The organism is Serratia sp. SA088 (assembly GCF_049065515.1).
In the GTDB taxonomy this organism is placed as follows: Bacteria; Pseudomonadota; Gammaproteobacteria; order Enterobacterales; family Enterobacteriaceae; genus Serratia; species Serratia nematodiphila.
Genome location: NZ_JBAKGW010000016.1, coordinates 1 through 25,580, shown reverse-complemented (window position 1 = coordinate 25,580; position 25,580 = coordinate 1). Strand labels below are relative to the sequence as shown.

Genomic DNA, 25,580 nt, shown 5'->3' with positions numbered 1-25,580 from the left:
GATGACGGATAAGACCGTTCCAGCCCCTACGGCTGCAGCGGAGCGGCGAGCGGCAAAGCGCGACGCCACATCATGAGTAAACGCTTTCTCACCGACGAAACAGATAAAAATTGGAGGTAGAGAAGTGAAAAAAACCGAGGCGTCACGGGGTTTTCATAGGAATTTTACCTATCGCACCATCCCCGGCATTTCATGCCGGGCGCTAACGCGTTAAGCTCGGAAATTGACCGTTTGCCGCCCCGGCGCTCAAAACACCGCAGGGCTTTGGCTATAATCAACGCTGATACATGCCGTTTAACGTTAAGGAAATCGTGAAGTAATGCCTACAGGATCAGACCAGGAACGCCGCCAGCCCGCACAAGACACGCCGCCGAAGTCGCTTATCGCCATCAAGACCGGCCATGAGACGCTCGACCGCCGCATCAGTGGTTTTTCACGTCTGATTGAACGCATCAAAGCCTGGCCGAGCGTGGCGCACTTGCTGCGCGCCGCCGAACGCTTTAACGATCGGCTGGGCAGCCAGTTCGGCGCCGCCATCACCTATTTTTCATTCCTCTCGCTGATCCCGATCCTGATGGTGTCGTTCGCCGCCGCCGGTTTCGTGCTAGCTTCCAACCCGGATCTGCTGGCCCGCTTGATCAACCGGATCGTCGGCAGCATCAGCGATCCGACGCTGGCCAGCACGCTGAAGAACACCGTCAACACCGCCATTCAGCAGCGCACCACCGTGGGGTTGACCGGCCTGGCGCTGGCGCTCTATTCCGGCATCAGTTGGATGGGCAACCTGCGCGAAGCGATCCGCGCGCAGTCGCGTGACGTCTGGGAGCGCAATCCGCAGGATCAGGAGAAAATCTATTTCAAGTACACCCGCGACTTCATCTCGCTGACCGGCCTGGTGGTCGCGCTGATCATCACGCTGTCGCTGACCTCGGTCGCCGGGTCGGCGCAGGCGGCGATCGTCAACGCGCTGGGGCTGGACGGCATCGAATGGCTGCGGCCGGCGCTGACGACGATCGCACTGTCGATCTCGATTTTCGCCAACTATCTGCTGTTCCTGTGGATTTTCTGGATGCTGCCGCGCCACAAACCGAAGAAAAAAGCGCTGCTGCGCGGCACCTTGCTTGCGGCTATCGGCTTTGAGGTGATCAAGTTCGTGATGACGATGACGCTGCCGCAGGTGGCGAAATCGCCTTCCGGCGCGGCCTTCGGCTCGGTGATCGGGCTGATGGCGTTCTTCTACTTCTTCGCCCGCCTGACGCTGTTTTGCGCCGCCTGGATCGCAACGGCCGACTACCAAGGCGACAAAGCCTTGCCGGAACGCGAGCCGCCGGCGCGCTGAAGCCATGCAATCGTGCCGGTGTTATCGCACGCGCCGGCACTTTCCTCTGGTTAATAAGCATAAAACCAGTCAATCCCTCTAAATCATGCGGCATGGCATTCGAAAAACCAGCATAACAAACTACCCAATCACTTTTCTTTCCCGTTTTTACAGCCATTCCCGCTGCATGAACCCCATTTCTCAACGTTTAACGCTACAGAAAACAAGCCAGGTAAAACATTAGTCTTTTTAACCGGTTAGTGGCGGCGCAGCCCAGAGTTCCAGCGTTGAAAAGGCGGAATGCTGTCACTAAGATGGATTTTTACCCCCTCCAACAATAAGAAATAGATATGCAAGCCACCATCGCACCCCCACTCGACGCCGACGACGCGTCCACACCGGTGAACTCCCGCGGGAAAGTCATCGTCGCCTCGCTGGTCGGCACCGCCATCGAGTTCTTCGACTTCTACATCTACGCCACCGCCGCGGTGATCGTGTTCCCGCACATCTTCTTCCCGCAGGGCGACCCGACCACCGCGACGCTGCAGTCGCTGGCCACCTTCGCCGTCGCCTTTGTCGCGCGCCCTATCGGCTCTGCGCTGTTCGGCCACTTCGGCGATCGCGTGGGGCGCAAGGTGACGCTGGTCGCCTCGCTGCTGACCATGGGGATTTCCACCGTGCTGATCGGCCTGCTGCCGAGCTATGAAACCATCGGCATCTTCGCCCCGATCCTGCTGGCGCTGGCGCGCTTTGGGCAGGGGCTGGGGCTGGGCGGTGAATGGGGCGGCGCAGCCCTGCTGGCGACGGAGAACGCGCCGGCCAAAAAGCGCGCGCTGTACGGCTCCTTCCCCCAGTTAGGGGCGCCTATCGGTTTCTTCTTCGCCAACGGCACCTTCCTGCTGCTCTCGTGGCTGCTGAGCGACCAGCAGTTTATGGAATGGGGCTGGCGCGTGCCGTTCATCCTCTCCGCGGCGCTGGTGCTGATTGGCCTGTACGTGCGGGTATCGCTGCATGAAACGCCGGTGTTCGCCAAAGTGGCCAAGGCCGGCAAACAGGTGAAAGTGCCGCTCGGCACGCTGCTGAGCAAGCATCTGAAAGCCACCATCCTCGGCACCTTCATCATGCTGGCGACCTACACGCTGTTTTATCTGATGACGGTGTATTCGATGACCTACGGCACCGCGCCGCAGCCGCTCGGGCTCGGTTACTCCCGCAACAGCTTCCTGTGGATGCTGATGGTGGCGGTGATCGGTTTCGGCGTGATGGTGCCGATCGCCGGTCTGCTGGCGGACGCGTTCGGCCGCCGCAAGACCATGATCGCCATTACCCTGCTGATGATCGGCTTCGCGTTCCTGTTCCCGACCCTGCTGGGTTCCGGCAACCAGGCGCTGGTGATGGGCTTCCTGCTGTGCGGCCTGAGCATCATGGGGCTGACCTTTGGCCCGATGGGCGCGCTGCTGCCGGAGCTGTTCCCTACCGAAGTGCGCTATACCGGCGCATCGTTCTCCTACAACGTCGCGTCGATCCTCGGCGCGTCCGTGGCGCCTTATATCGCCACTTGGCTGGCGGCCCACTACGGGCTGTTCTACGTCGGCATGTACCTGGCGGCGATGGCCGGGCTGACGCTGCTGGCCCTGCTGCTGATGAAAGAAACCCGCCATCAGTCGCTGTGATCCCCTACGGCCCTCTCACTGCGGGGGGCCGCACGCGGTGTTCGTTTCCTGTCATAAAACCGGGCTATGCTGAATGTTTCTCTCGGTAACAGGATCGGCCGATGTCTCTGCGTCGTGGGGTATTTGTCTGCGTGGCGCTGCTGGCGGCTATCGCCATCGCGCTCTTTTACGGGTTGAAACCCGACCATCCCGATGCGCTGTGGCGCATCGTCAGCCAGCAATGTCTGCCCAATCAGCAGGCGCACGACAACCCGGCGCCCTGCGCGCAGGTGGATGTGCAGGCCGGTTTCGTGGTGTTTAAAGATCGCAACGGGCCGCTGCAATACCTGCTGATGCCCAGCGCCAAAATCACCGGTATCGAAAGCCCGGCGGTGCTGGACGCCGCCACGCCGAATTTCTTCGCCCAGGCCTGGCGCGCGCGCCACGTGATGGCGGAACGCTATGGCAAACCGATCGACGACGGCGATATTTCACTGGCGATCAATTCGGAATATGGCCGCACGCAAAACCAGCTGCACATTCATATCTCCTGCCTGCTGCCGGCGGTAAAACAGCGGCTGGCGCAGATCGGCCCCCATTTCATCGAGCAATGGCAACCGCTGCCCGGCGGCCTGTTGGGGCATGACTATCTGGGGCGGCGGGTGACCCCCGCCGAACTGGAACAACAGGGCGCCTTCCGCCTGCTGGCCTCCGGCCTGCCGCGCGCCGACGGGCGCATGGGCAGCTTCGGCCTGGCGATGACCGCGCTGCCGGACGGGGATTTCCTGCTGCTGGCAACCGAGCGCAGCCTGCTGCCGTTCACCCTGGCCTCGGCGGAAGAGATCCAGGATCACGACTGCCGGCTGCTCACGCCGCCGCCGCGCACCTGATTATTTTTTGCCTTTCATCTCCCGCAGGATCTGCCCGCACTGGTTCTCCTCGCCGCCTTCACTGGGCGAGACCAGCGCCAGCAGCGCCGCCGCCGGCGTCAGCACCGCCCCCAACGCCACCGCCGCCGCGCCGCGCGCGATCAGCGGCCCGGCTTTGACCCCGGCGTCCGGATGCTTGAAGGTGCCTTTCACGTACAGCGGCGATCGCAGGGTCAGCACGCGCATGCCCTTGCTTTCCGGATCGATGGATAAATCCAGCCGTTCGGTGGCGAGGTTGGTGTTGCCGGTGATGTTGATCACCGCGTTTTCGGTGTCGAACACGAACAGTCGCGGTGCGGCGACGCCGCTGCGGATGCCGACGTCCGCCGCCGCGCAGTTGATGCCCACCACGTCGTCACCGAACAGCTGCGCCACCAGATAGTTGCCGACGTTCAGACCGAGGATCTCCATCAGGCTACGGCTGATCACCCCGTTATTGATCAGCAGGCGCAGGTCGCCGTTGCTGGTCGCCAGCAGCTCGGCCACCGAATTGCCGCTGCCCGTCAGCCTGGCGTCGCCATTCATCTGCCCGAGGCTGCGCTTCATCGCCTCCACGTTCGGCAACAGCTGTTTAAGCTGAAGTTTGCGTGCATGCATATCCACCTGCCCGCGCATCGGCTTTTTGCCGCCGTCGAGGCGCACGACGGCGTTCAGGCTGCCGCCCGCCATGCCGAAGCGCAGCGGATCCAGGCGCAGTTCGCCATTGTTCAGCTTCAGGTGCGTGGCCAGATCGCTCAGCGGCAAATCGCTGCCGCGTTCAATGCGCGCGGCGGCAAACTTCACGTCCGCATCCATCTTGCTCCAGCTTTGCGTATCGAACTGTTCGACCGGCAGCACCTTATCCGCCGGCTGACGGCTCTTTTCGCCGCGCCCGGCTTTGGCGGCGTTGGAGTCCGCGCCGATCAGCGGCGCCAGATCCGCCAACCTCAGCTGCCGGGAGTTCACCGCGCCGCTCAGCGTGGGCCGCGGTTTACCGGCAACGTACTTCAAGCTGCCGTGAATGTCGCTGTCGCCGATTTTTCCGTCGAATTTCTGGTACTCAAACACCGCGCCGCCCGGCTGATGCAGGCGGGCGGTCAGATGGCCATCGGTCGCATACGGCGGGGTATTCGGCAACAACACGCCGGTCAGGCCATAGAGGTTGCTCAGGCTTTCACCGGAAAATTTCAGCTGTACATCCAGGCCGCCGAGGTTCAGCGGATCGGACAAGGTGCCCGCGACCACCACCCGGGTGCTGCCGGAGCGCACATCGGCCTGCAGCGGGAACGGCAAATCGGCGCTCTGCAGCGACAGCATGCCGCCAATCTTGCCGCTGCCGCTCAACGGCTCGCCGTTATATTTGCCTTTCACCTGCCAGCCGAAAACGTAATCGGGGGTCGCGGCCTTGTCGCCGCCCTGTTTGCCGGTCACTTCACTGAACGGCAACGGTTTGCCGAGCGGATCGATGACGGCGCGGAAATCCGCCTTCAGCGTGGCGTCCTTAAAGGCGATCTGCCCCTTGTCGAATACGATGTCATGAACGGTGAACGACCAGTCGGAAGGCGGCTGCTTGGGATCCTGGCCGGCGGCCAGGTCAAACGTCCAGTTGTTGTCGCCGTTGGCCAGGCGTTGCAACGAAGCATTCGGCTGCTTCAGCCAGATGCGCGGGATCAGCAGCTCTTTACCCAGCAGCGCCAGCGGCGCAATGCTGGCGTCGACGCGCTGCAGCGTCACCATGCTGTCGCCGGGCATGTTTTTCGGGTTACCCAGCCACACGTCTTCGGCGTGAATATGCGGCCAGGGCACCCAGGCGCGCCAGCCGCCCTCATCCGGATTACGCGACCAGTCGACGCCCAGATCGCCGCGAATGGCGAACGGTCGCCGCAGTTCGGCCGACACTTTGTCGTTGATGGCGGGCCTGAGTCGATTCCAGTCGAAGGTCGCGATGAAGATCGCCAGCGCGACGATCAGCAGCAGCACAATGCCGCCCAGCCAGCTGAAAACCTTTCCTGTTCTTGTCATAGCGGCTCCCTCAGCGCATAAATCGGGCTGCCGAATGAAAGGAAAAGGAGTTAGCAGCCCCGTTTAAGCCTAGCTGAGGATAGGCCGGAGTTCACGCCGGCGCGCCGGGCGCGGCGAACAGCGTCGGCACACTGTGCAGCGTTTCAAAGCACGCCGGACGGGAAAGGTAGTAGCCCTGGGCGGCCAACGCGCCGGAGCGCTGCACCAGCCGCCACTCCTGCTCGGTTTCCACGCCCTCGACGATCACCCCGTCGCTGTGCTGGTTCATCATCTTGATCAGGGTGCCGAGCAGCTGCACCCCCTCTTCCGACTGTTTGAGCAAGGTGAACAATTCGCGCGCCACCTTGATGTATTGATAGCGCCAGGCACCGACGGCGGAGAAGTTGGCCAGCCCGCTACCGAAATCGTCTAGCCACAGCCGCTCGCCGCCGACAATCTGCTGCAGCGGGCGGCTTGATGCCGTTGCGGCGTGCTCCACCAGCTCGAAGCGCAGATAGGGCATCTCGGCGATCTGCCGTTGCAAGGCGCTATGACGCTGTAATGCTTGCAGCGCGATGCCGTCGATATTGACCGACACCATCACCGCATGGCGGGTGAACAACGCCTGCCAGCGCTGCAACAGCGCCAGCTGTTCCTGAACCACCCGCAAACGCTGGGCGACGCCGAGCGAGGCAAAATAGTGTTCCGGGGATTGCCGCTTGTCCGGCTCATTCGGGTGATATACCGCCGTCAGCAGTTCCACCGCCAACAGCGCGCCGCTGGTGCGATAAATCGGCTGGAAGGTATACAAGCGCCGGCATTGCCGCCAGTAGCGCCGCGATTTGGCGCAGGCATAGAGGGCAAAACAGGGCGCCAGCAGACCCGAGATCAGATTGGTTATCATCGGTACTATCGCCGTGGCGGGGAAGTGAGAGCGCTGCCGCTGTTTCTTTACCCAGCTTATCGGCAACGCGGCGTAAAACTTTAAGCCGAATTGCCGCCCGTTTCTCCTCCGTCCTGCCCGCGTTCGCCGATCGCGATCATAAAAAATTAAAACGCCGTTTTAATTTATTGACTCCCTTACCGCCTTGCGTGGAGACTGACGGCTGTTGCTTCTTCTTTAGCCAGGGCTTATTGACGATGACTATCCGAAACCTCGCCGTGATCGGCGAATGCATGATCGAGCTGTCGCAGCAGGGCGCACAGCTGACGCGCGGCTTTGGCGGCGATACCCTCAACACCGCCGTCTACCTCGCCCGCCAAATGCCGAAACAGACGTTGCAGGTGCATTACGTCACTGCGCTCGGCACCGACAGCTTCAGCGGCGAGATGCTGCAGGCCTGGCGGCAGGAGAAGATCGAGACCGGGTTGATTCAGCAATTCGACAACAAGCTGCCGGGCCTGTACGTGATCGAAACCGACGCCGCCGGCGAACGCACTTTCTACTATTGGCGCAATGACGCCGCCGCCCGCTATTGGCTTGCCGGACCGCAGGCCGACGCACTGTGCGCGCGGCTGGCGCAGTTCGATTACCTGTACCTCAGCGGCATTAGCCTGGCGATCCTCGCGCCTGCCGACCGCACGAAGCTGCTGGCGTTACTGCGCCGCTGTCGCGCCAACGGCGGCAAGGTGATCTTCGACAACAACTACCGCCCGCGCCTGTGGCCAAGCCGTGAGGAAACGCAGCAGGCCTACCGCGAGGTGCTGGCCTGCACCGACATCGCCTTTTTGACGCTGGATGACGAAGAATTGCTGTGGGGAACGCAGCCGGTTGAACAGATAGTGACGCGCACGCAGGCGCTCGGCGTCGGCGAGATCGTTATCAAACGCGGCGCGGATGCCTGTCTGGTGTTCAATGTGGAGGGGGAGCGGCTTGAGGTGCCGGCGATCGCGCTGCCGCCGGAGCGCGTGGTGGATACCACCGCGGCGGGCGACTCTTTCAGCGCCGGCTACCTGGCGGTGCGCCTGAACGGCGGCGGCGCCCAGCAGGCGGCGCAGCGCGGCCACCAGCTTGCTGCGACGGTGATCCAACATCGCGGCGCCATCATTCCCGCAGCGGCGATGCCCGCATAATCAATAAGGCGGCGGCGAAGTCACCCCCGCCGCCCACGCAATGGATCCCAGAAGCATTGATCAGAGGATGATTGAAAGAATTTCCCTGGCGTTGGCTTATTTCCGCCCAGAGCTGCTAAGCTCGGGTCTTGGCATTGCCGTCTTTTTGAATTTATTAGCCGAGTATAAATTTCAATCCACCGCACTGACTAGCTGGACTTTGGTGCAGGTCGGGTTGAGCCGCCGAACGACAGGGAGGTTACCGATGGCAGCCACATTCGCCCACGCCGTCGCCGCAAGACTGCATCTTGACGGCCGGCTACAGGCCTTCAGCCAATTCAAATACGCTTACCTGACCTTCAACAAACACCATCCCGATCGCCATCTGCTGGTATCGAACTACCCGCAAGAATGGCTGGACATCTACAATGCCAATCGCTATCAGCACATCGATCCCGTCGTGCGCGCCGCCCATAGACGCTGTGCGCCCTTTATGTGGCACGACACCGCCCTCACCACCGAGGATCGGCATTACCGGAAGATCTTCAGCCAGGCGCGGGAGTACGACATCGTGCACGGTTGCAGCTTTGTTTTGCACGATCACGACAACAACCTGGCGATCTTGTCGATCAGCGCGACGGCGGCCGATGACGCCGAACTGCGGCAGCTAATGGAGGAAGAAAGGGCCAGCCTGCAGATGGTCTTGGTCGATACCCACCAGCACGCGTTTGCGTTGGCCAGCGCCGAGGCTGGCCGAAAGGATCGGCTCTCGCCGCGCGAAGGGGAAATTCTCTATTGGGCCAGCCAAGGCAAAACCTATAACGAGATCGCGCTGATCCTGGGGATCAAAACCGGCACGGTGAAGTTTCACATCGGCAATGCGGTGCGTAAGCTGGGGGTCGCCAACGCCAAACACGCGATCCGGCGCGGCCTTGAACGGCAACTGATCGCGCCACCGCAGGCATAAAAAAGCCGGCATTGCTGCCGGCTTTTGTTTTTTATCTTGCGGAAAATCAGCCCGCAACGGCGATACGTTTCATGTCGGTCATGTAGCCACGCAGTTTGCGGCCGACGGTTTCGATTGGGTGGCTGCGCACCGCTTCGTTCACGTCGCGCAGCTGCGCGTTGTCCACCGCCGTACCCGCCACGGCTTTGCCCAAATCGCCCGCCTGCAGGGTGGTCATGAAGTCCTTCAGCAACGGCACCGCTGCGTTGGCGAACAGGTAGTTGCCGTACTCCGCGGTATCGGAGATGACCACGTTCATTTCATACAGACGCTTACGCGCAATGGTGTTAGCGATCAACGGCAGCTCGTGCAGCGACTCGTAGTAAGCCGACTCTTCAATGATGCCGGCATCGACCATGGTTTCGAACGCCAGCTCAACGCCCGCTTTCACCATCGCCACCATCAGCACGCCATGATCGAAGTACTCCTGCTCGCTGATCTTGCCTTCAAACTGCGGCGCATTCTCGAACGCGGTTTTGCCGGTCTCTTCGCGCCAGGTCAGCAGTTTCACGTCGTCTTCCGCCCAGTCGGCCATCATGCCGCTGGAGAAGGCGCCGGAAATGATGTCGTCCATGTGCTTCTGGAACAGCGGCGCCATGATGGTTTTCAGCTGTTCGGACAGCGCATAGGCACGCAGCTTGGCTGGATTGGACAGGCGATCCATCATCAGGGTGATGCCACCCTGCTTCAGCGCTTCGGTGATGGTTTCCCAGCCGAACTGAACCAGTTTCTCGGCGTAAGCCGGATCGGCGCCTTCAGCAACCAGCTTGTCGAAGCACAGCAGAGACCCCGCCTGCAGCATGCCGCACAGAATGGTCTGCTCACCCATCAGGTCAGATTTCACTTCAGCGACGAAGGAGGACTCCAGCACGCCGGCGCGGTGGCCACCGGTCGCCGCCGCCCAGGCTTTGGCGATCGCCATGCCTTCGCCTTTCGGATCGTTTTCCGGGTGAACCGCAATCAGGGTCGGCACGCCGAAGCCGCGCTTGTACTCTTCACGCACTTCGGTGCCCGGGCATTTCGGCGCGACCATCACCACGGTGATGTCTTTACGCACCTGCTCACCCACTTCAACGATGTTGAAGCCGTGGGAATACCCCAGCGCCGCGCCGTCTTTCATCAGCGGCTGCACCGCACGCACTACGGAAGAGTGCTGCTTGTCCGGCGTCAGGTTAACCACCAGATCCGCCTGCGGGATCAGGTCTTCGTAGGTGCCGACCTTAAAGCCGTTTTCGGTCGCCTTGCGCCAGGAAGCGCGCTTTTCGTCGATCGCTTCTTTGCGCAGGGCATAGGCGACATCCAGGCCGGAGTCACGCATGTTCAGCCCCTGGTTCAGGCCCTGGGCGCCACAGCCGACAATCACCACTTTTTTACCTTTCAGGTAGCCGGCTTCGTCAGCAAATTCGTCGCGCGCCATAAAGCGGCATTTACCCAATTGCGCCAGCTGCTGACGCAGGTTCAATGTGTTGAAATAGTTAGCCATGGTGGTACTCCGGTTTGATGTTGTCTTGCATTGTTATTTTCATTCCCCGCCCTGTCTGTGCGGAGATTCGTTAAACTCAATGTATAACAGGAAATGCGTTGCTTAAATTGATATATTGAGAACGTGATATTGCAATTTTTGCAACACTCTCACTGCGAGCGTATCGATATGGATTTACGTGATTTAAAGCTGTTCCTGCATCTGGCCGAAAGCCATCACTTCGGGCGCACCGCCAAGGCGATGCACGTCAGCCCGTCGACGCTCTCCCGCCAGATCCAGCGGCTGGAAGAGATCCTCGGGCAGCCGCTGTTCCTGCGCGATAACCGCACCGTGCAGCTCACCGACGCCGGCGAACAGCTGAAAGAATTCGCCCAGCAAACGCTGCTGCAATATCAGCAGCTGAAGCACTCACTCGGCCAGCACGGCCCTTCGCTGAGCGGCGAACTGCGGCTGTTCTGCTCGGTGACCGCGGCGTACAGCCACCTGCCGCCGATCCTCGATCGCTTCCGCGCGCAGCACCCGCTGGTAGAAATTAAGCTAACCACCGGCGACGCCGCCGACGCGGTCGACAAGGTGCAGTCCAACGAGGCCGATCTCGGCATCGCCGGCCGGCCGGAAACGCTGCCCGCCAGCGTAGCGTTCACCAAAATCGGTGAAATCCCGCTGGTGCTGATCGCACCGGCGCTGCCCTGCGCGGTACGCAGCCAGGCGTTTGCCGACAAACCCGACTGGGCCGAGATCCCGTTCATCCTGCCGGAACACGGCCCTTCGCGAAAACGCATCGAGCTGTGGTTCCGCCGCCACCGCATCAGCAATCCGCTGATTTACGCCACCGTCGGCGGCCACGAAGCGATCGTGTCGATGGTCGCTTTGGGCTGCGGCATCGCGCTGATCCCGAGCGTGGTGGTGGATAACAGCCCGGAACCGGTGCGCAACCGCATCTCGCAGCTGGATAACATCTCGATGGTCGAACCGTTCGAGCTGGGAGTTTGCGTCCAGAAAAAGCGCCTCAGCGATCCGCTGATCGACGCCTTTTGGCGGTTGCTGCATCCCCGCTGACGCGAGGTTTACAGATCCGCCGGATCGATCTGCTTCATCGTCTCTACCTGCATCAGCCAGTGGTAGAGCGGCTCAAGCTGCAAAAATGCCCCGGCCAGCCGCGGCGCCAGATCGGCGCTGAACAGCTTTTCCACTTCGCTGTCGGTCACCATCACCGCAAACGACTTGCGGTTATACCAGGTGGCGATCTCCGCCGCCTGCTCCTTCACCAGCGGGCGCTTGTAGCTTTCGCCCACCAGCTCGAACGGCGGCCGGCAGCAGGCGGCCACCTCAAGGAAAGGCTGCGGCCGCTGCCTCAGCGTATGGCGGAACAGATCCATGGTCGGCTTGTTGGCGCTGTAGTAGCCGAGCCCATAGCGCAACATGTCTGGCCCCAGTTCAAAAAAATACACCGGCGCATCTTTCCAGTCTTTGCTCGGGCGCTTGAACGTCAGCCACATGCGGCTGCGGTAGCGCGATTTATCATGAGAAAAGCGCGTATCGCGATGAATGCGCGACAGCGTTTTGCCGATCGCCGGGCGAGTCTCGAACTGCGGATCGATCGCCAGCATGCCGGGAGCCAGCTGCTCCACCAGCGCGCGAAACGGCGCCAGCAGCTCGCGATCGTAGATATCGCGGTTGCCGTCGAACCACGCCTTATCATTCTCGATCCGCACCTGCTGCAGGAAATTCAGGCCCTGCTGACTAAAGCCGGAGAAAGGTTGCGTCATAAGCTTTTCCGTTCTGACGATTTATCGGGTGTTGCGCAGATCTTCCCTCTGCCAACGGCGTTTGATAAACACGCGCCGACGCGTGCGAAAATAAGCGACATAGAGGTAGAACGCCGCCCGATTGCTGAATAGCACACCACCCACCGCGCCCCCCAGCAACATGGCAACGGTGGCGATGCCGGTCACGCCCGTCGCCCACGCTACTGCAGCGCCAAGGCAACACAGACCGAGCATGCCAAGATAGTATTGCAGCAATACCACCCCGCTGTTTTTCCCCTGCACCAGTTGGAACAGGATCAGCGTCATCCACACCGCCACGATCGCGCCGCTGCCCATGAGAACGGCGGCGGAAGTCCTGCCGCTCCAGGCGGCCGCCACGTCCGTGGCCAGGCCCATCACGCCCGCCAGCCCCAGCGTCAGGCATACCATCAGCAACATGACATTGCCGACGCCCGGCGGTGACAGCCGCTGACCCGGCGTCAGGAAATGCTGCTCAAGCTGCGCATCCACGCCGGCGAAAAGCGCGCGATCGCGCGCCGCGATTTGGCTTTCCATCTCCCGGCCCTGCGCGATCAGGCGTTTAATCATCCAGTCCGCCATTACCTCACCATCTGCGGCAATTTCTGCATAATGCCCACAAAATACTGCCCGGTGGTTTTCACATTCACCGGCGCAGACAGGGTGCCGCTGATGCCGCTGCCCACGAACGTCAACGCGTTATTGAGCGCCGAATGCAATTGCTGACGCAGCCCGTTTTGGATCGCTTCCGTCGGGTAACGCTTCGGGTATAAGCCGTTCTTCACCATTTCTTTCAAGACGTTATTGGAAATCCCCGGATTTTCCGCCCGAATGATGTTTTCGGTCAGCCGTTTCCTTTCGCTGCGGGGCATGCTTTTCAGCCATTCCGTCGCCTTGCGCGCCGAAATGCGGCGCATGGCGCGGTAGGTCATCGTCGCTTCCTTCAGGGCGGCCCCCGCGCTGGCCAGCGAGATCACATCGAGTACGGTGCTGGTGGCGATATACCACTGCTCAGAGTCGAGCTGCGCCAATTCATCGCCTTTCCCGTCATAAAGCTTGTTGACGCGGTATAGCCCATTGCCGCACTGCAGCGCGCTGGCGGCCATGCCGGCATAGCCCAGATAAGCCACCGCAGAGCTGGTGCCGCCGGTGAACGGCACGGCGACGCTGCCCGACGCCAGTAAAAATACCGATACCAGCAGCGTTCCGCACGACAACGCGGCCGAGGCCAACTCTTTGCTGACGCTGGGTTTGCTCAACGCTTCCGACAGCGTATTGGTCGCGGCAACGCGCGAGGTATGAGCCACCGTTTTGCTGATGACCACGTGGGTGACCTGCGAAGCGTTCGAATAACCGGTGTGCTGCGTCGGGCGGACTAAAAATGAGTTTTGCCCGTCGGAAAAAATAATTCCCACGCCATGAAACGCGAGGCTGCAGTCCAGCGAGTCCTGCAAGGCTTGCAGATTAATATCGCGATAGAATTCTTGTACCCCGGCATTGCCCAACAGGCGGGCAAATTCGGCGTTGGTCAAATCGTCTTCGGGAGAACCGAACGGCGTAGAAAAAGCGGTTTTCATTGTCGTGCATCCCTATACGTCAGAAGTCTTGGCAGTATAAAAATGCACGACAAAATCACAACCATGCAACCCATAAACTGACTAACGCGTCACGGTTGCTTATCAATCCAACTCACCCCTGCAAAAAGAAGCGGAACGCCGGGTTGTCGGTTTCGTCGTGGCAATCGTAGCCCAGCGCCTGCAGGTGCCGCTCGAATTCCGGCTCGCTTTGCGCCAGTTCAAAGGCCGCCAGCACCCGGCCGAAGTCGGTGCCGTGACTGCGATAGTGGAACAGCGAGATATTCCAGTGCGTGCCCAGCGTCTGCAGGAACTTCAGCAGCGCGCCCGGCGACTCCGGAAACTCAAAGCTGTACAGCCGTTCGCGCAGCGGCTTCGACGGACGCCCGCCCACCATGTAGCGCACGTGCAGCTTGGCCATCTCGTCGTCCGACAGATCCACCACCTGATAACCGCCGGCATTGAGTTCGTCGATGATCTCCCGCCGTTCAGCGTGGCCGCGCGTCAGCCGCACGCCGACGAAAATGCAGGCGTTGTCGGCATCGGCGTAGCGATAGTTGAATTCGGTCACCGAGCGGCCGCCCAGCAGCTGGCAGAACTTGAGGAAGCTGCCCTGCTGTTCCGGAATGGTTACCGCCAGCAGCGCTTCGCGCTGTTCGCCCAGTTCGCAGCGCTCGGAAACGTAACGCAGCCCATGGAAGTTGAGGTTGGCGCCCGAGAGCACGTGCGCCAGACGCTCGCCCTGAATGTTGTGCTGCTGGACGTACTTTTTCAGCCCCGCCAACGCCAACGCGCCGGAAGGTTCGGCAATGGCGCGCACGTCCTCGAACAGATCTTTGACCGCCGCGCAGATAGCGTCGCTGTCCACGGTGATCACGTCGTCCAGATACTCACGGCACAGGCGGAACGTTTCGTCGCCGATGCGCTTCACCGCCACGCCTTCGGCGAACAGCCCGACGCGTGCCAGATCCACCGGATGGCCGGCATCCAGCGCCGCGCGCAGACAGGCGGAGTCTTCCGCTTCGACGCCGATCACTTTGATCTGCGGCATCAGCTGTTTGATCAGCACCGCCACCCCGGCGGCCAGGCCGCCGCCGCCGACCGGCACGAAAACCCGATCCAGATGCGCGTCTTGCTGCAGCAGCTCCATCGCCAGCGTGCCCTGCCCGGCGATCACCGTCGGGTGATCGAACGGCGGCACGAAGGTCATGCCCTGCTGTTGGGAAAGTTCAATCGCCTTCGCCTTGGCCTCGTCGAAATTGGCGCCGTGCAGCAACACTTCGCCGCCGAAACCGCGCACCGCATCCACTTTGATGTCCGCAGTGGACACCGGCATCACGATCAGCGTTTTGATGCCCAGCCGTTTACCGGAGAAGGCGACGCCCTGCGCGTGGTTACCGGCCGAAGCCGTCACGACGCCGCGCGCCTTCTGCTCTTCGTCCAGCCCGGCGATCATCGCATAGGCCCCACGCAGCTTGAAGCTGTGCACCGGCTGGCGATCTTCGCGCTTCACCAAAATGGTGTTGCCGAGGCGCGAAGAGATTTTGCTCATGGCCTGCAACGGGGTGACTTGCGCCACCTCGTAAACCGGCGAGCGCAGTACCGCTCGCAGATATTCCGCGCCGCAGGGGGCGCTGGGTAGGGGTTGAGAGACCGCCATGCTGCTTATCCCCCCAGTTTGCTCTTGTCGCGCACCGCGCCTTTATCGGCGCTGGTGGCCAACGAGGCGTACGCGCGCAGCGCGAAGGACACCTGACGCTCACGATTTTTCGGCGTCCAGGCCGCGTCGCCACGCGCCAGTTCCGCCTCATGCCGCGCCGCCAGCTCCTGCTCGCTGACGTCAAGCTGGATGCCGCGATGAGGAATGTCGATTGCGATCATGTCGCCGTCCTGCACCAGGGCGATCAGGCCGCCGCTGGCCGCCTCCGGCGAGGCGTGGCCAATGGACAACCCGGAGGTGCCGCCGGAGAAACGCCCGTCGGTGATCAGCGCGCACGACTTGCCCAGCCCCATCGATTTCAGGTAAGTGGTTGGATAAAGCATTTCCTGCATGCCCGGGCCGCCTTTCGGCCCTTCGTAACGGATAACGACCACGTCGCCCGCCACCACTTTGCCGCCGAGGATGGCGTCTACCGCCTCATCCTGGCTTTCATAGACTTTGGCCGGGCCGCGGAAGGTGAGGATTTCTTTATCCACGCCGGCGGTTTTGACGATGCAGCCGTTTTCCGCCAGGTTGCCGTACAGCACCGCCAACCCGCCGTCCTGGCTGTAGGCGTGCTCACGGGTGCGGATGCAGCCTTCCTTGCGGTCGGTGTCCAGCGAATCCCAACGGCAGTCCTGAGAGAATGCCTGCGTAGTGCGGATACCGGCCGGCCCGGCGGAGTACATTTTCTTGACGCTTTCGTCGCGGGTCAGCATCACGTCGTAGGCTTCCAGCGTCTGCGGCAGGGTCAGCCCCAGCACGTTGTTCACCTCGCGGTTCAGCAAGCCGGCGCGATCCAGCTCGCCGAGGATGCCGATCACGCCACCGGCGCGGTGCACGTCTTCCATGTGATATTTCTGCGTGCTCGGCGCCACCTTGCACAGGTGCGGCACTTTGCGCGACAGGCGATCGATGTCCTCCATGGTGAAGTCCACCTCGCCTTCCTGCGCCGAAGCCAGCAGGTGCAGCACGGTGTTGGTCGAGCCGCCCATGGCGATGTCCAGCGTCATGGCGTTTTCAAATGCCGCCTTGTTGGCGATATTGCGCGGCAGCGCGCTCTCGTCGTCCTGCTCGTAATAGCGTTTGGTCAGCTCGACGATGCGCTTGCCGGCGTTGAGGAACAGCTCTTTGCGATCGGCGTGGGTGGCCAGCAGCGAACCGTTGCCCGGCTGCGACAGGCCCAGCGCTTCGGTCAGGCAGTTCATCGAGTTGGCGGTGAACATGCCGGAGCACGAGCCGCAGGTCGGGCAGGCGGAACGCTCGATCTGCTCGCTGTCGGCGTCGCTGACGTTCGGGTTCGCGCCCTGGATCATCGCGTCCACCAGATCCAGCTTGATGATCTGGTTGGAGAGTTTGGTCTTGCCGGCTTCCATCGGACCGCCGGAGACGAAGATCACCGGAATGTTCAGGCGCAACGCCGCCATCAGCATGCCCGGGGTGATCTTGTCGCAGTTGGAGATGCACACCATCGCATCGGCGCAGTGGGCGTTCACCATGTATTCGACCGAGTCGGCGATCAGCTCGCGCGATGGCAGGGAATAGAGCATGCCGCCGTGGCCCATGGCGATGCCGTCATCCACCGCGATGGTGTTGAACTCTTTGGCCACGCCGCCGGAGGCTTCGATCTGTTCGGCGACCAGTTTGCCCAGATCGCGCAGATGCACATGACCAGGCACGAACTGGGTAAAGGAGTTGACCACGGCGATGATCGGCTTGCCGAAATCGGCGTCGGTCATCCCGGTCGCGCGCCACAATGCGCGGGCACCCGCCATATTGCGGCCGTGGGTGGTGGTGGCGGAACGGTACTTAGGCATGCTCTTTTCACTCCAAATGTATTTATGGCAGGCGGCGAACGAACCGCCTGGATATTTCTTATCTTGTCTGTCTTGTCGTCCGCCACGCTGCGCGGCGAGCCTTGTCGTTACGGGTTTACCGGATCCAGCCAACCGTACTTGTCTTCGGTCTTGCCGGTGAACAGGCCGAAGAACGCCTGTTGGATCTGTTTGGTCACCGGGCCACGTTTACCGATACCGACCTGAATGCCGTCCACGCTGCGCACCGGCGTGATCTCCGCCGCGGTGCCGGACATGAACACTTCGTCGGCCAGGTACAGCGATTCGCGCGACAGCACCTGCTCGCGCACCTCGAAGCCCATGTCTTTCGCCAGCTTGATGATCGCGTCGCGGGTGATGCCCGGCAGTGCCGAAGAGGTGAACGGCGGGGTGTAAATCACGCCGTCTTTCACCTGGAACAGGTTCTCGCCCGCCCCTTCGGAAATGTAGCCGTGCACGTCGAGCGCGATGCCTTCCTGATAGCCGTGGCGGCGCGCTTCGCTGCCCACCAGCAGAGAGGAAAGATAGTTGCCGCCGGCTTTGGCCGCGGTCGGGATGGTGTTCGGCGCGGCGCGGTGCCAGGAGGAGACCATCGCATCGATGCCTTGCTCCAGCGCCTCTTCACCCAGGTAAGCGCCCCAAGGAAACGCCGCGATAATCACGTCCGTTTTATAACCGGCCGGCGGGTTGACGCCCATGCCGACATCACCGACGAACACCAGCGGGCGAATGTAGGCGCTGACCAGATTGTTCTTGCGCAGCGTGGCGCGGCAGGCTTCCATCAGTTCGTCGACGCTTTGCGAAACCGGCATGCGGTAGATTTTCGCCGAGTCATGCAGGCGCTGCATATGCTCGCGATGGCGGAACACCACCGGCCCCAAGTGCGAGTCGTAGCAGCGCACGCCTTCAAATACCGACGTGCCGTAATGCAGCGCGTGCGACATCACGTGCACTTTGGCCTCGACCCAAGGAACCATCTCACCATTGAACCAAATGTAATCGGCTTTCTTTGTCATTGTTATTTATCCTTCTCGGCGCCTCAGGCGCGTATTTGTTGTGATGTTGGCTGCTGGATCTCGACGCAGGAGACGTCCATCAGTTTACTTAATTGAGATGACAACAGGGCAACCGGGCGCGGGCTGGCAACGGTCAATTCGATATTGATGCTGTCGGCGTTGGCCGGGGAAACCATATTCATAGCACAAACCTGAAAGCCGCGATGACGCACGACCCGCAATACGCGCTCTAACATTTCGGGGCGAAAACGCGCCTGGATCGAGAGTTGATGCTGCATCATGATATTTCCTCCAACATGGTTTCGTTGCCGGCGCCCGGCGGCACCAGCGGCCAGACGTTTTCGAGTTCGTCGATAGAGACCTGCAGCAGATAAGGGCCTTCGGTGTTGAACAGCGCCTCGAGGGCGCCCTCCACCTGATCCTTGCTGCTGATGCGCTGGCCGGGAATGCCGAAGGCGGCGGCCAACATCAGGAAGTCGGGGTTATCGGACAGGTTGGTTTCGCTGTAGCGGCCGTCGAAGAACAACTGCTGCCATTGACGCACCATCCCGAGGCGCTGGTTGTCCAGCAGAACGATTTTGAGCGGCAGCTGCTTGCGCTTGATGGTGCCCAGTTCCTGCACGTTCATCATGAAGGAGCCATCGCCCGAGACGCAGATCACCGTATCTTGCGGGCGGGCAATCTGAGCGCCTACCGCGGCCGGCACGCCGAATCCCATGGTGCCGAGGCCGCTGGAGGTGATGAAATTCTCCGGACGCTCGAACGTCATGTGCTGCGCGCTCCACATCTGGTGCTGACCGACGTCGGTGGTCACCACGCTGTTGGCAGGCTTGCGGTCAGACAGCTGGCGCAAGAACAGCGGCGCGTAGATCGGCTGGCCAGGGTGATCATAGCGGCAGGCGTGCTCGGCTTTCAGCGCCGTCACCTGCTGCTGCCAGGCGGCGATGTCGAGCGGGCGCTGCAACGCCGGCAGCAACGTTTTCAAATCACCCTGCAGGGCCACATGCGCCTGGCGCAGCTTGCTCATTTCCGCCGGGTCGATATCCATGTGGATCACTTTGGCGTGCGGCGCGAAGGCGTTCAGTTTGCCGGTCACGCGATCATCGAAACGCGCGCCGACGGCGATCAGCAGATCGCACTCCTGCACCGCCAGGTTGGCGGCCTTGGCGCCATGCATGCCCAGCATGCCGAGGTACAGCGGATCTTGCGCATCCGGCGCGCCCAGCCCCTTCAGGGTGGCGACGTTCGGCATGCGGGTCACGGCGATAAATTCACGCAGCGCCGGCACCGCCTGCGCCATGCCCACGCCGCCGCCGACGTACAGCATCGGTTTGTGCGCCTGCGCCAGCAGCGCGGCCGCCTCGGCCAACGCCGCCGCCGGGAACGCCGGCGCTTCGTCAACCGGCATCAGATGCGGGTGCAAGTCCCCCTGCGCCAGCTGGATGTCTTTCGGGATATCGATCAGCACCGGGCCGGGACGGCCGCCTGCGGCGATGGCAAAAGCTTCCGCCATGATGCCCGGCAAGGCGTCCAGCGACTCCACCAGGAAGCTGTGCTTGGTGCAGGCCAGAGACAGGCCGAGAACATCGATCTCCTGAAAGGCATCGGTGCCGATCAGCGCGGAACCCACCTGGCCGGTGATGGCGACAACGGGAACAGAATCGAGCAGCGCATCAGCCAGGCCAGTGATCAGGTTGGTGGCGCCGGGGCCGGAAGTGGCGATGCAAACGCCGACTTTGCCGGTGGCGCGGGCGTAGCCGATGGCGGCCATGGCGGCGCCCTGTTCATGGCGGCACAGCAGGTGTTCCACGCCGCCGTCATACAACGCATCGTACACCGGCATGATTGCCCCGCCCGGATAGCCGAATACGGTATCCACACCCTGCGCACGCAACGCTTGAACTACCCACTGAGCGCCATTCATAGTTATTTCCCCGCCTTTCTTCGACAACTGCAGGATTTTGTTCTGTTTTTCATGCTCTGCCCCTTGCTCCACTTTTCTCTTGCCAATAAAAAACCCCCGGACCTGACGGTGCGGGGGTTCTCTTGCGATTCCGGCTTGTTTGCTAAGCCTTTCTTCGTCCAAGTGCAGCCCCGCACGGTGGGATAATAATCACCACCACGCTAATCACGACTAGGCTAATCACTTGGGCAAAGGCTTTCATAATGGGTTTGTTCACTGTGCTCATTCAGAACTCATGCTTACAGAGGTACCACAGCCGCGCGCGACATGACAACACTTTTTTTGCGTTATTATTCGGCGCAATCTGGTCATACCTCACGCGAATCGCCCCTCTTTCACACGTTGGCGCGCATACCCGGATTTTCTACCGCGTCGGTGATCGCCTTGCCGCGCGTATCCTTGCCGAAGAACACCAACAGGGCGATCGCCACCGCCACCGTACCGGCGACGATCGCCATCGCCAGACCGTAATTATGCCCATGATGCTCGGCGATGGTGGCTTGCAGCGTGGCGTTGACCGAGGCGATCAGGTTACCCAGCTGGTATACGAACCCCGGCAGCACCGCGCGGGTGTTGGCCGGCACCAGCTCGGTCAGATAGGTCGGCACCACGCCCCAGGCGCCCTGCACCATGAACTGCATCAGGAAAGCGCCGATCCCCAACATCAGCGAACCGCTGGAAAACGCCCACAGCGGGATCACCGGCAGCGCCAACAGCGCGGCAATGATGATCGCTTTTTTGCGGCCGATCTTTTCTGACAACGAACCGAAGAAAACACCGCCGATAATTGACGCGATATTGTAGCTAATGGCGATGATACTGACGGTTTTAGGGTCGAAACCGTGCTGAACTTTCAGAAACACCGGATACAGATCCTGCGTACCGTGGGAGAAGAAATTGAACGCCGCCATCAGCAGCACCAGATAGCAGCACAGCTTCCAGTGGCTCTTCAACACCGGCAGCAAGGCGGTGCTCTCTTTGCGTTCACGCGCCGCCAGCCATACCGGCGACTCCTGCACGCAATAATAAATAAACGGCAGCAGCAGGATCGGCGCCGCGCCGATGACGAACATGCCGCGCCAGCCGACCGTTTCGAACAGCAGGCCGTACACCACCGCCGCCAGCAGATAACCAAACGGATAGCCGGCCTGGAAAATACCCGACATCAGGCCGCGTGAGCGGTCCGGTATGGTTTCCATCGCCAACGATGACGCCACGCCCCAAATGCCGCCCATCGCAACACCGTACAACACCCGCAACAGCAAGAAGACCGTCAGCGAGGGCGCGGCGGCAGAGAGCAACTCAAACACCGAGAAAAAGACGATATTCAACATCAGGATCGGCTTGCGGCCATATTTTTCCGCCGCACGCCCGAAGATCAGCGCGCCAATCGGGCGCACCGCCAGCGTGAGCAGAATCGCCAACGTGACCTGTTCCAGACCGACGTGAAAGGACTGCGCGATGTCGCTGAGTAAGAATACCAGCACGAAAAAATCGAAAGCGTCGAGCGTCCAGCTTGAAAAGCTGGCGATTGCCGCGTTGCGTTGCAGCGGGGTCCAACCAAACATAGTGTTATCCCTACCGTAGAGTACGAAGTCAGGAGGTTTAGCGGCTGCCGGGCAGAATGCGGCGGCGGTCGGGGCTTGTTAAAGAAGTGATTTTTCTTTTAATCAATTGTTAAATACACCCGTTAACCCTATGATTGCAATGTGTATGGGCCGCTAATGTGTTGCAGCCTTCAGCGAATTGTTAATGGGTATTGCCGCAGGATGCGAGGCGGCTCGCACAATCTCATTTACTTCGATGAAAATGAGCAATTACGCTGCGAAACCCCTAGAAAAACCACCAATAACGCCGCGCAATGCCAGAATGAATCACGCATCATGTCGTCCTCAGCAAGGAGAGCGATATGTCACTGGCGTTAATCTATAGCCGCGCCATCATCGGCGTTCAGGCCCCTTCCGTGACGGTGGAGGTGCATATCAGCAATGGCCTGCCCGGCCTGACGCTGGTCGGCCTGCCGGAAACCACGGTAAAAGAGGCGCGCGATCGGGTGCGCAGCGCCCTGATCAACAACGGTTTCACCTTTCCCGCCCGGCGCATCACCGTCAATTTGGCCCCTGCCGATCTGCCGAAAGAAGGCGGGCGTTACGATCTGCCGATAGCGCTGGCGATCCTCGCCGCCTCCGAGCAGTTACCCCTCGCACCGTTGGCACGCTACGAGTTTCTTGGCGAGCTCGCGCTGTCCGGCTCACTGCGCGCGGTCAGAGGTGCCATCCCGGCGGCGCTGGCGGCGGCTGATGCCGGGCGACAATTGATCCTGTCGACGGACAACGCCGCCGAAGTCGGCCTGATCGCGCAGTCACACTCTCATACCGCCCAACACCTGCTGGAAGTCTGCGCTTTTCTGCTCGGCCAAGGCGAACTGCCGGTGGCGGCCACGCCCCCCGATGCAGACAGCGCGTGCGAAAACGACGACCTGCGCGACATCATCGGCCAGGAACAGGCCAAGCGGGCATTAGAGATCGCCGCCGCCGGCGGGCATAACCTACTGTTGATTGGGCCACCGGGCACCGGTAAAACCATGCTGGCCAGCCGTCTCACGGGCTTACTGCCGCCGCTGACGGAGACTGAGGCGCTGGAAAGCCTGGCGGTCGCCAGCTTGCAGCATCATATTCCCGCCGCTCTACCATGGCGTCAGAGGCCGTTCCGCGCACCGCACCACAGCGCCTCGATGGCGGCATTGGTCGGCGGCGGCTCACTGCCGCGACCGGGTGAGATCTCGATGGCGCATAACGGCGTGCTGTTTCTGGATGAACTGCCGGAATTCGAGCGTAAGGTACTGGATGCGCTGCGTGAGCCGTTGGAATCCGGCGAGATCGTGATTTCACGTGCCAACGCCAAGGTCTGTTTCCCCGCCAGGGTGCAACTGATCGCGGCAATGAACCCCAGCCCGACAGGGCATTATCAGGGATTGCACAATCGCGCCTCACCGCAGCAGGTGTTGCGCTATCTGGCCCGGCTGTCAGGGCCTTTTCTCGACCGTTTCGATCTGTCTATAGAAGTACCGTTGTTGCCGCCGGGTACGCTCAGTCATCGGAAAACCCAGGGAGAAAGCAGCGAACAAGTACGGAAAAGGGTGCAGCAGGCACGCGCCCGGCAGCTCGAACGCGCCGGTAAAGTCAACGCGTTGTTGAGCAACCGCGAAGTGGAACGAGATTGCGTTTTACAGGCGGCTGACGCCGAGTTTTTGGAAGCAACATTAAACACGCTGGGGTTATCGGTTCGCGCCTGGCAGCGCATCTTGAAAGTGGCGCGCACGCTGGCGGATTTGGCGGGAGATGCTGAACTCGACAGGCACCACCTCAGCGAAGCACTGGGCTATCGCAGTATGGACCGTCTGCTGTTACAACTGCATCGCAGTCTGGAATGAAAATGGGGCCCGCAGGCCCCATCGTCTTTAGTCTTCGCTGTCGCTGTAATCTTCTACTGCGTCAGCCTGCGGTTTACCGCCGGACAGAGTATGGAATTTCTTCGGGCGACGTGTGCGCGCCAGATATTTAGCCCATACTTTTTCCTGCTCGGTAGCCGCTTCGCGCTCACCGCGGCACACTGCGACGAACAGCTGTTCTTCTTCAGTGGCCGGCTGGCGTTTGCCCGAGTCCAACTCGTTAAACGCGTAGCCGAAGCGCTCTAGCAATTGCGCCTCTTTAATGGTGAAATCGCCGTGACGGGAGAACCCGCGAGGGTAATGTTTATTATCAAAAAAACGATTGGTCGTGGTGAAGCTATCCGCCATCTGACACGCTCCTAATTCTCTTATGGCCGTGCTGTTTATGGCGCGGAGTATTAGATAGGCTTGACAGCGTGTAAAACAAAACATTTAAATCTTAACGACAAATTTTTTTGGAGATAGGTGTGGATACCGAATTACTGAAAACCTTTTTGGAGGTCAGTAGAACGCGTCACTTTGGCAGAGCCGCAGAATCTTTGTACTTAACGCAGTCCGCGGTCAGTTTCCGCATCCGTCAGTTAGAAAACCAGTTGGGCGCAAATTTATTTACCCGTCATCGCAATAACATCCGCCTGACGCCTGCCGGCGAGCGGCTTCTGCCCTATGCCGAGAGCCTGATGAACACCTGGCAGTTGGCGAAGAAGGAAGTCGTGCGTTCGCTGCAACACACCGAGTTATCGATCGGCGCTACCGCTTCGTTGTGGGAGGCCTATCTGACTCCCTGGTTGCAAGCACTCTATCAACAACGCGAGGCGCTGCAGCTAGAAGCCAGGGTGGCATTAAGGCACTCTTTGGTAAAACAACTGCATGAAAGGCAGCTCGATTTACTGATCACCACTGAACCGCCGAAGATGGATGAATTGGCCAGCCAGCAGCTGAGCAATTTCTCATTACGCCTGTTCTCATCCGCTTACCGTGACAAACAGGCCCCAATGCCCTACATCAAGCTGGAATGGGGAGCCGACTTCCACCAACAGGAAAACCGCATGTTGGAAGGTGATAACGTACCGGTGCTTACCACCACCTCCGCTCACCTGACGCGTCAGCTGTTGGAAACCACGGGCGGATGCGCTTTCCTGCCCAGCCATTGGGAAAAAGAGTACCCACAGCTGGTGGCCGCCACCGAGATCCCGCCGATTATCCGCCCACTGTATGCCGTCTGGTTGCAAAACAGCGATCAACAGCCTTTGATTCGACAATTACTTAAAATACCTTTAAATACCGCAGCCTAAAGCGCTATGGCGGCCTTAAAAGCCGCCACCGTGGTCTTGGCTGTCTATCATGCCAAAAGCCGCCCATCGCCTTCTGAGAGAAGAAAATGCAAAATGTCGGGAGAATCAGGAGCTCTGCGGAGGTAAAGATCGAAAGGTTATGGAGCAATTCGGATCAGATAAACATCAGCATAGAACAGCCGATGCGCTCTTTTCCAAAACGATAACGCGCTAAGGAAAGGGATAATAGGTAAAAAAAACCCTTTGCTTTCGCAAAGGGTTCTTAATATGGCAGGGGCGGAGAGACTCGAACTCGCGACACCCGGTTTTGGAGACCGGTGCTCTACCAACTGAGCTACGCCCCTAAATCTCGCTTAACATTATGCCTGCTAATAAAGCAGGCATAATTAAATAAGTGGCGGAACGGACGGGGCTCGAACCCGCGACCCCCTGCGTGACAGGCAGGTATTCTAACCAACTGAACTACCGCTCCACCGATTCTTTTACGTTGTATCTTTCGATACCGGCAATATCGCGCTCTGCGACTTGCGCATTACCAGT

Annotated in this window: 22 protein-coding genes and 2 tRNA genes; 8 read left to right on the top strand and 16 right to left on the bottom strand. The window is 60.5% G+C overall.

Features of this window, described 5'->3' with window-relative positions; genetic code table 11:
- Positions 1–319 precede the first annotated feature (319 nt).
- From yhjD to ACOWVD_RS24785, 3 genes are all read left to right on the top strand, one after another.
- The gene (yhjD, locus tag ACOWVD_RS24795) at positions 320–1,339 is read left to right on the top strand and encodes an inner membrane protein YhjD (RefSeq protein WP_421105924.1); all 1,020 of its coding nucleotides are present in this window, start codon (positions 320–322) and stop codon (positions 1,337–1,339) included.
- Positions 1,340–1,668: 329 nt separating this feature from the next.
- A complete protein-coding gene (locus ACOWVD_RS24790) occupies positions 1,669–2,991 on the top strand; it encodes an MFS transporter (protein ID WP_004929985.1) in 1,323 nt (440 codons plus the stop codon).
- A gap of 101 nt (positions 2,992–3,092) precedes the next feature.
- On the top strand, positions 3,093–3,860 hold the full coding sequence (locus ACOWVD_RS24785; RefSeq protein ID WP_046898889.1) for a CDP-diacylglycerol diphosphatase: 768 nt from the start codon (positions 3,093–3,095) through the stop codon (positions 3,858–3,860).
- Here the strand turns inward: ACOWVD_RS24785 and ACOWVD_RS24780 are convergent, their stop codons facing one another.
- Both ACOWVD_RS24780 and pdeH read right to left on the bottom strand, forming a co-directional pair.
- Positions 3,861–5,900 (bottom strand): AsmA family protein, encoded by a 2,040-nt coding sequence (locus ACOWVD_RS24780; protein WP_406889484.1) that lies wholly within the window; start codon positions 5,898–5,900, stop codon positions 3,861–3,863.
- Between the two features lie 91 nt (positions 5,901–5,991).
- Positions 5,992–6,783 (bottom strand): cyclic-guanylate-specific phosphodiesterase, encoded by a 792-nt coding sequence (pdeH, locus tag ACOWVD_RS24775; RefSeq protein ID WP_021505226.1) that lies wholly within the window; start codon positions 6,781–6,783, stop codon positions 5,992–5,994.
- Positions 6,784–7,019: 236 nt separating this feature from the next.
- Between pdeH and ACOWVD_RS24770 the strand changes: the two genes are divergently transcribed.
- Positions 7,020–7,952, top strand: coding sequence for a sugar kinase (locus ACOWVD_RS24770; protein WP_049241657.1), 933 nt, complete (start codon positions 7,020–7,022; stop codon positions 7,950–7,952).
- A 244-nt stretch (positions 7,953–8,196) separates the two neighbouring features.
- A complete protein-coding gene (locus tag ACOWVD_RS24765) occupies positions 8,197–8,898 on the top strand; it encodes a LuxR family transcriptional regulator (protein ID WP_197800792.1) in 702 nt (233 codons plus the stop codon).
- Positions 8,899–8,944: 46 nt separating this feature from the next.
- Here ACOWVD_RS24765 and ilvC read toward each other — a convergent pair whose 3' ends face one another.
- Positions 8,945–10,420 carry a ketol-acid reductoisomerase gene (gene ilvC, locus ACOWVD_RS24760; RefSeq protein WP_049241652.1) on the bottom strand — a complete coding sequence of 492 codons (1,476 nt, stop codon included), beginning with the start codon at positions 10,418–10,420 and terminating at the stop codon, positions 8,945–8,947.
- 168 nt (positions 10,421–10,588) lie between these two features.
- On the opposite strand from ilvC, the gene ilvY reads away from it, so the two are divergent.
- A complete protein-coding gene (gene ilvY, locus ACOWVD_RS24755) occupies positions 10,589–11,479 on the top strand; it encodes an HTH-type transcriptional activator IlvY (RefSeq protein WP_004929971.1) in 891 nt (296 codons plus the stop codon).
- Positions 11,480–11,487: 8 nt separating this feature from the next.
- Here the strand turns inward: ilvY and ACOWVD_RS24750 are convergent, their stop codons facing one another.
- From ACOWVD_RS24750 to ACOWVD_RS24705, 10 genes are all read right to left on the bottom strand, one after another.
- The gene (locus ACOWVD_RS24750) at positions 11,488–12,189 is read right to left on the bottom strand and encodes a DUF2461 domain-containing protein (protein WP_004929969.1); all 702 of its coding nucleotides are present in this window, start codon (positions 12,187–12,189) and stop codon (positions 11,488–11,490) included.
- A 21-nt stretch (positions 12,190–12,210) separates the two neighbouring features.
- Positions 12,211–12,789, bottom strand: a complete 579-nt coding sequence (locus tag ACOWVD_RS24745) for a hypothetical protein (RefSeq protein ID WP_049241650.1) — start codon at positions 12,787–12,789, stop codon at positions 12,211–12,213.
- The gene (locus tag ACOWVD_RS24740) at positions 12,789–13,784 is read right to left on the bottom strand and encodes a hypothetical protein (protein WP_004929965.1); all 996 of its coding nucleotides are present in this window, start codon (positions 13,782–13,784) and stop codon (positions 12,789–12,791) included. The genes ACOWVD_RS24745 and ACOWVD_RS24740 overlap by 1 nt, the downstream gene beginning before the upstream one ends.
- Positions 13,785–13,896: 112 nt before the next feature.
- Complete coding sequence (gene ilvA / locus ACOWVD_RS24735; protein ID WP_016930473.1) at positions 13,897–15,441, bottom strand: threonine ammonia-lyase, biosynthetic; 1,545 nt, start codon at positions 15,439–15,441, stop codon at positions 13,897–13,899.
- 5 nt (positions 15,442–15,446) lie between these two features.
- Entirely contained in the window at positions 15,447–17,297 is a 1,851-nt protein-coding gene (gene ilvD, locus ACOWVD_RS24730) for a dihydroxy-acid dehydratase (protein ID WP_166445489.1), read from the bottom strand.
- Between the two features lie 107 nt (positions 17,298–17,404).
- Positions 17,405–18,331, bottom strand: coding sequence for a branched-chain amino acid transaminase (locus ACOWVD_RS24725; protein ID WP_421105923.1), 927 nt, complete (start codon positions 18,329–18,331; stop codon positions 17,405–17,407).
- A gap of 23 nt (positions 18,332–18,354) precedes the next feature.
- Positions 18,355–18,612: an acetolactate synthase 2 small subunit gene (ilvM, locus tag ACOWVD_RS24720; protein ID WP_004929955.1), complete on the bottom strand. Its 258-nt coding sequence runs from the start codon at positions 18,610–18,612 to the stop codon at positions 18,355–18,357.
- Positions 18,609–20,255 (bottom strand): acetolactate synthase 2 catalytic subunit, encoded by a 1,647-nt coding sequence (gene ilvG / locus ACOWVD_RS24715; protein WP_044031926.1) that lies wholly within the window; start codon positions 20,253–20,255, stop codon positions 18,609–18,611. The genes ilvM and ilvG overlap by 4 nt, the downstream gene beginning before the upstream one ends.
- A gap of 142 nt (positions 20,256–20,397) precedes the next feature.
- On the bottom strand, positions 20,398–20,496 hold the full coding sequence (gene ilvL / locus ACOWVD_RS24710; protein WP_013814970.1) for an ilv operon leader peptide: 99 nt from the start codon (positions 20,494–20,496) through the stop codon (positions 20,398–20,400).
- A gap of 133 nt (positions 20,497–20,629) precedes the next feature.
- A complete protein-coding gene (locus ACOWVD_RS24705) occupies positions 20,630–21,862 on the bottom strand; it encodes an MFS transporter (RefSeq protein WP_004929950.1) in 1,233 nt (410 codons plus the stop codon).
- Positions 21,863–22,203: 341 nt separating this feature from the next.
- On the opposite strand from ACOWVD_RS24705, the gene ACOWVD_RS24700 reads away from it, so the two are divergent.
- Positions 22,204–23,727, top strand: coding sequence for a YifB family Mg chelatase-like AAA ATPase (locus ACOWVD_RS24700; RefSeq protein WP_049241639.1), 1,524 nt, complete (start codon positions 22,204–22,206; stop codon positions 23,725–23,727).
- 27 nt (positions 23,728–23,754) lie between these two features.
- Here the strand turns inward: ACOWVD_RS24700 and ACOWVD_RS24695 are convergent, their stop codons facing one another.
- Positions 23,755–24,093 (bottom strand): DUF413 domain-containing protein, encoded by a 339-nt coding sequence (locus ACOWVD_RS24695; protein WP_004929946.1) that lies wholly within the window; start codon positions 24,091–24,093, stop codon positions 23,755–23,757.
- 119 nt (positions 24,094–24,212) lie between these two features.
- On the opposite strand from ACOWVD_RS24695, the gene hdfR reads away from it, so the two are divergent.
- Entirely contained in the window at positions 24,213–25,040 is an 828-nt protein-coding gene (hdfR, locus tag ACOWVD_RS24690) for an HTH-type transcriptional regulator HdfR (RefSeq protein ID WP_028128092.1), read from the top strand.
- Positions 25,041–25,308: 268 nt separating this feature from the next.
- On the opposite strand, the gene ACOWVD_RS24685 is transcribed toward hdfR, so the two are convergent.
- Together ACOWVD_RS24685 and ACOWVD_RS24680 are read right to left on the bottom strand one after the other, a co-directional pair.
- A tRNA-Trp gene (locus ACOWVD_RS24685) sits at positions 25,309–25,384 on the bottom strand.
- Between the two features lie 51 nt (positions 25,385–25,435).
- Positions 25,436–25,512: transfer RNA gene (locus ACOWVD_RS24680), tRNA-Asp, on the bottom strand.
- Positions 25,513–25,580: the final 68 nt, after the last annotated feature.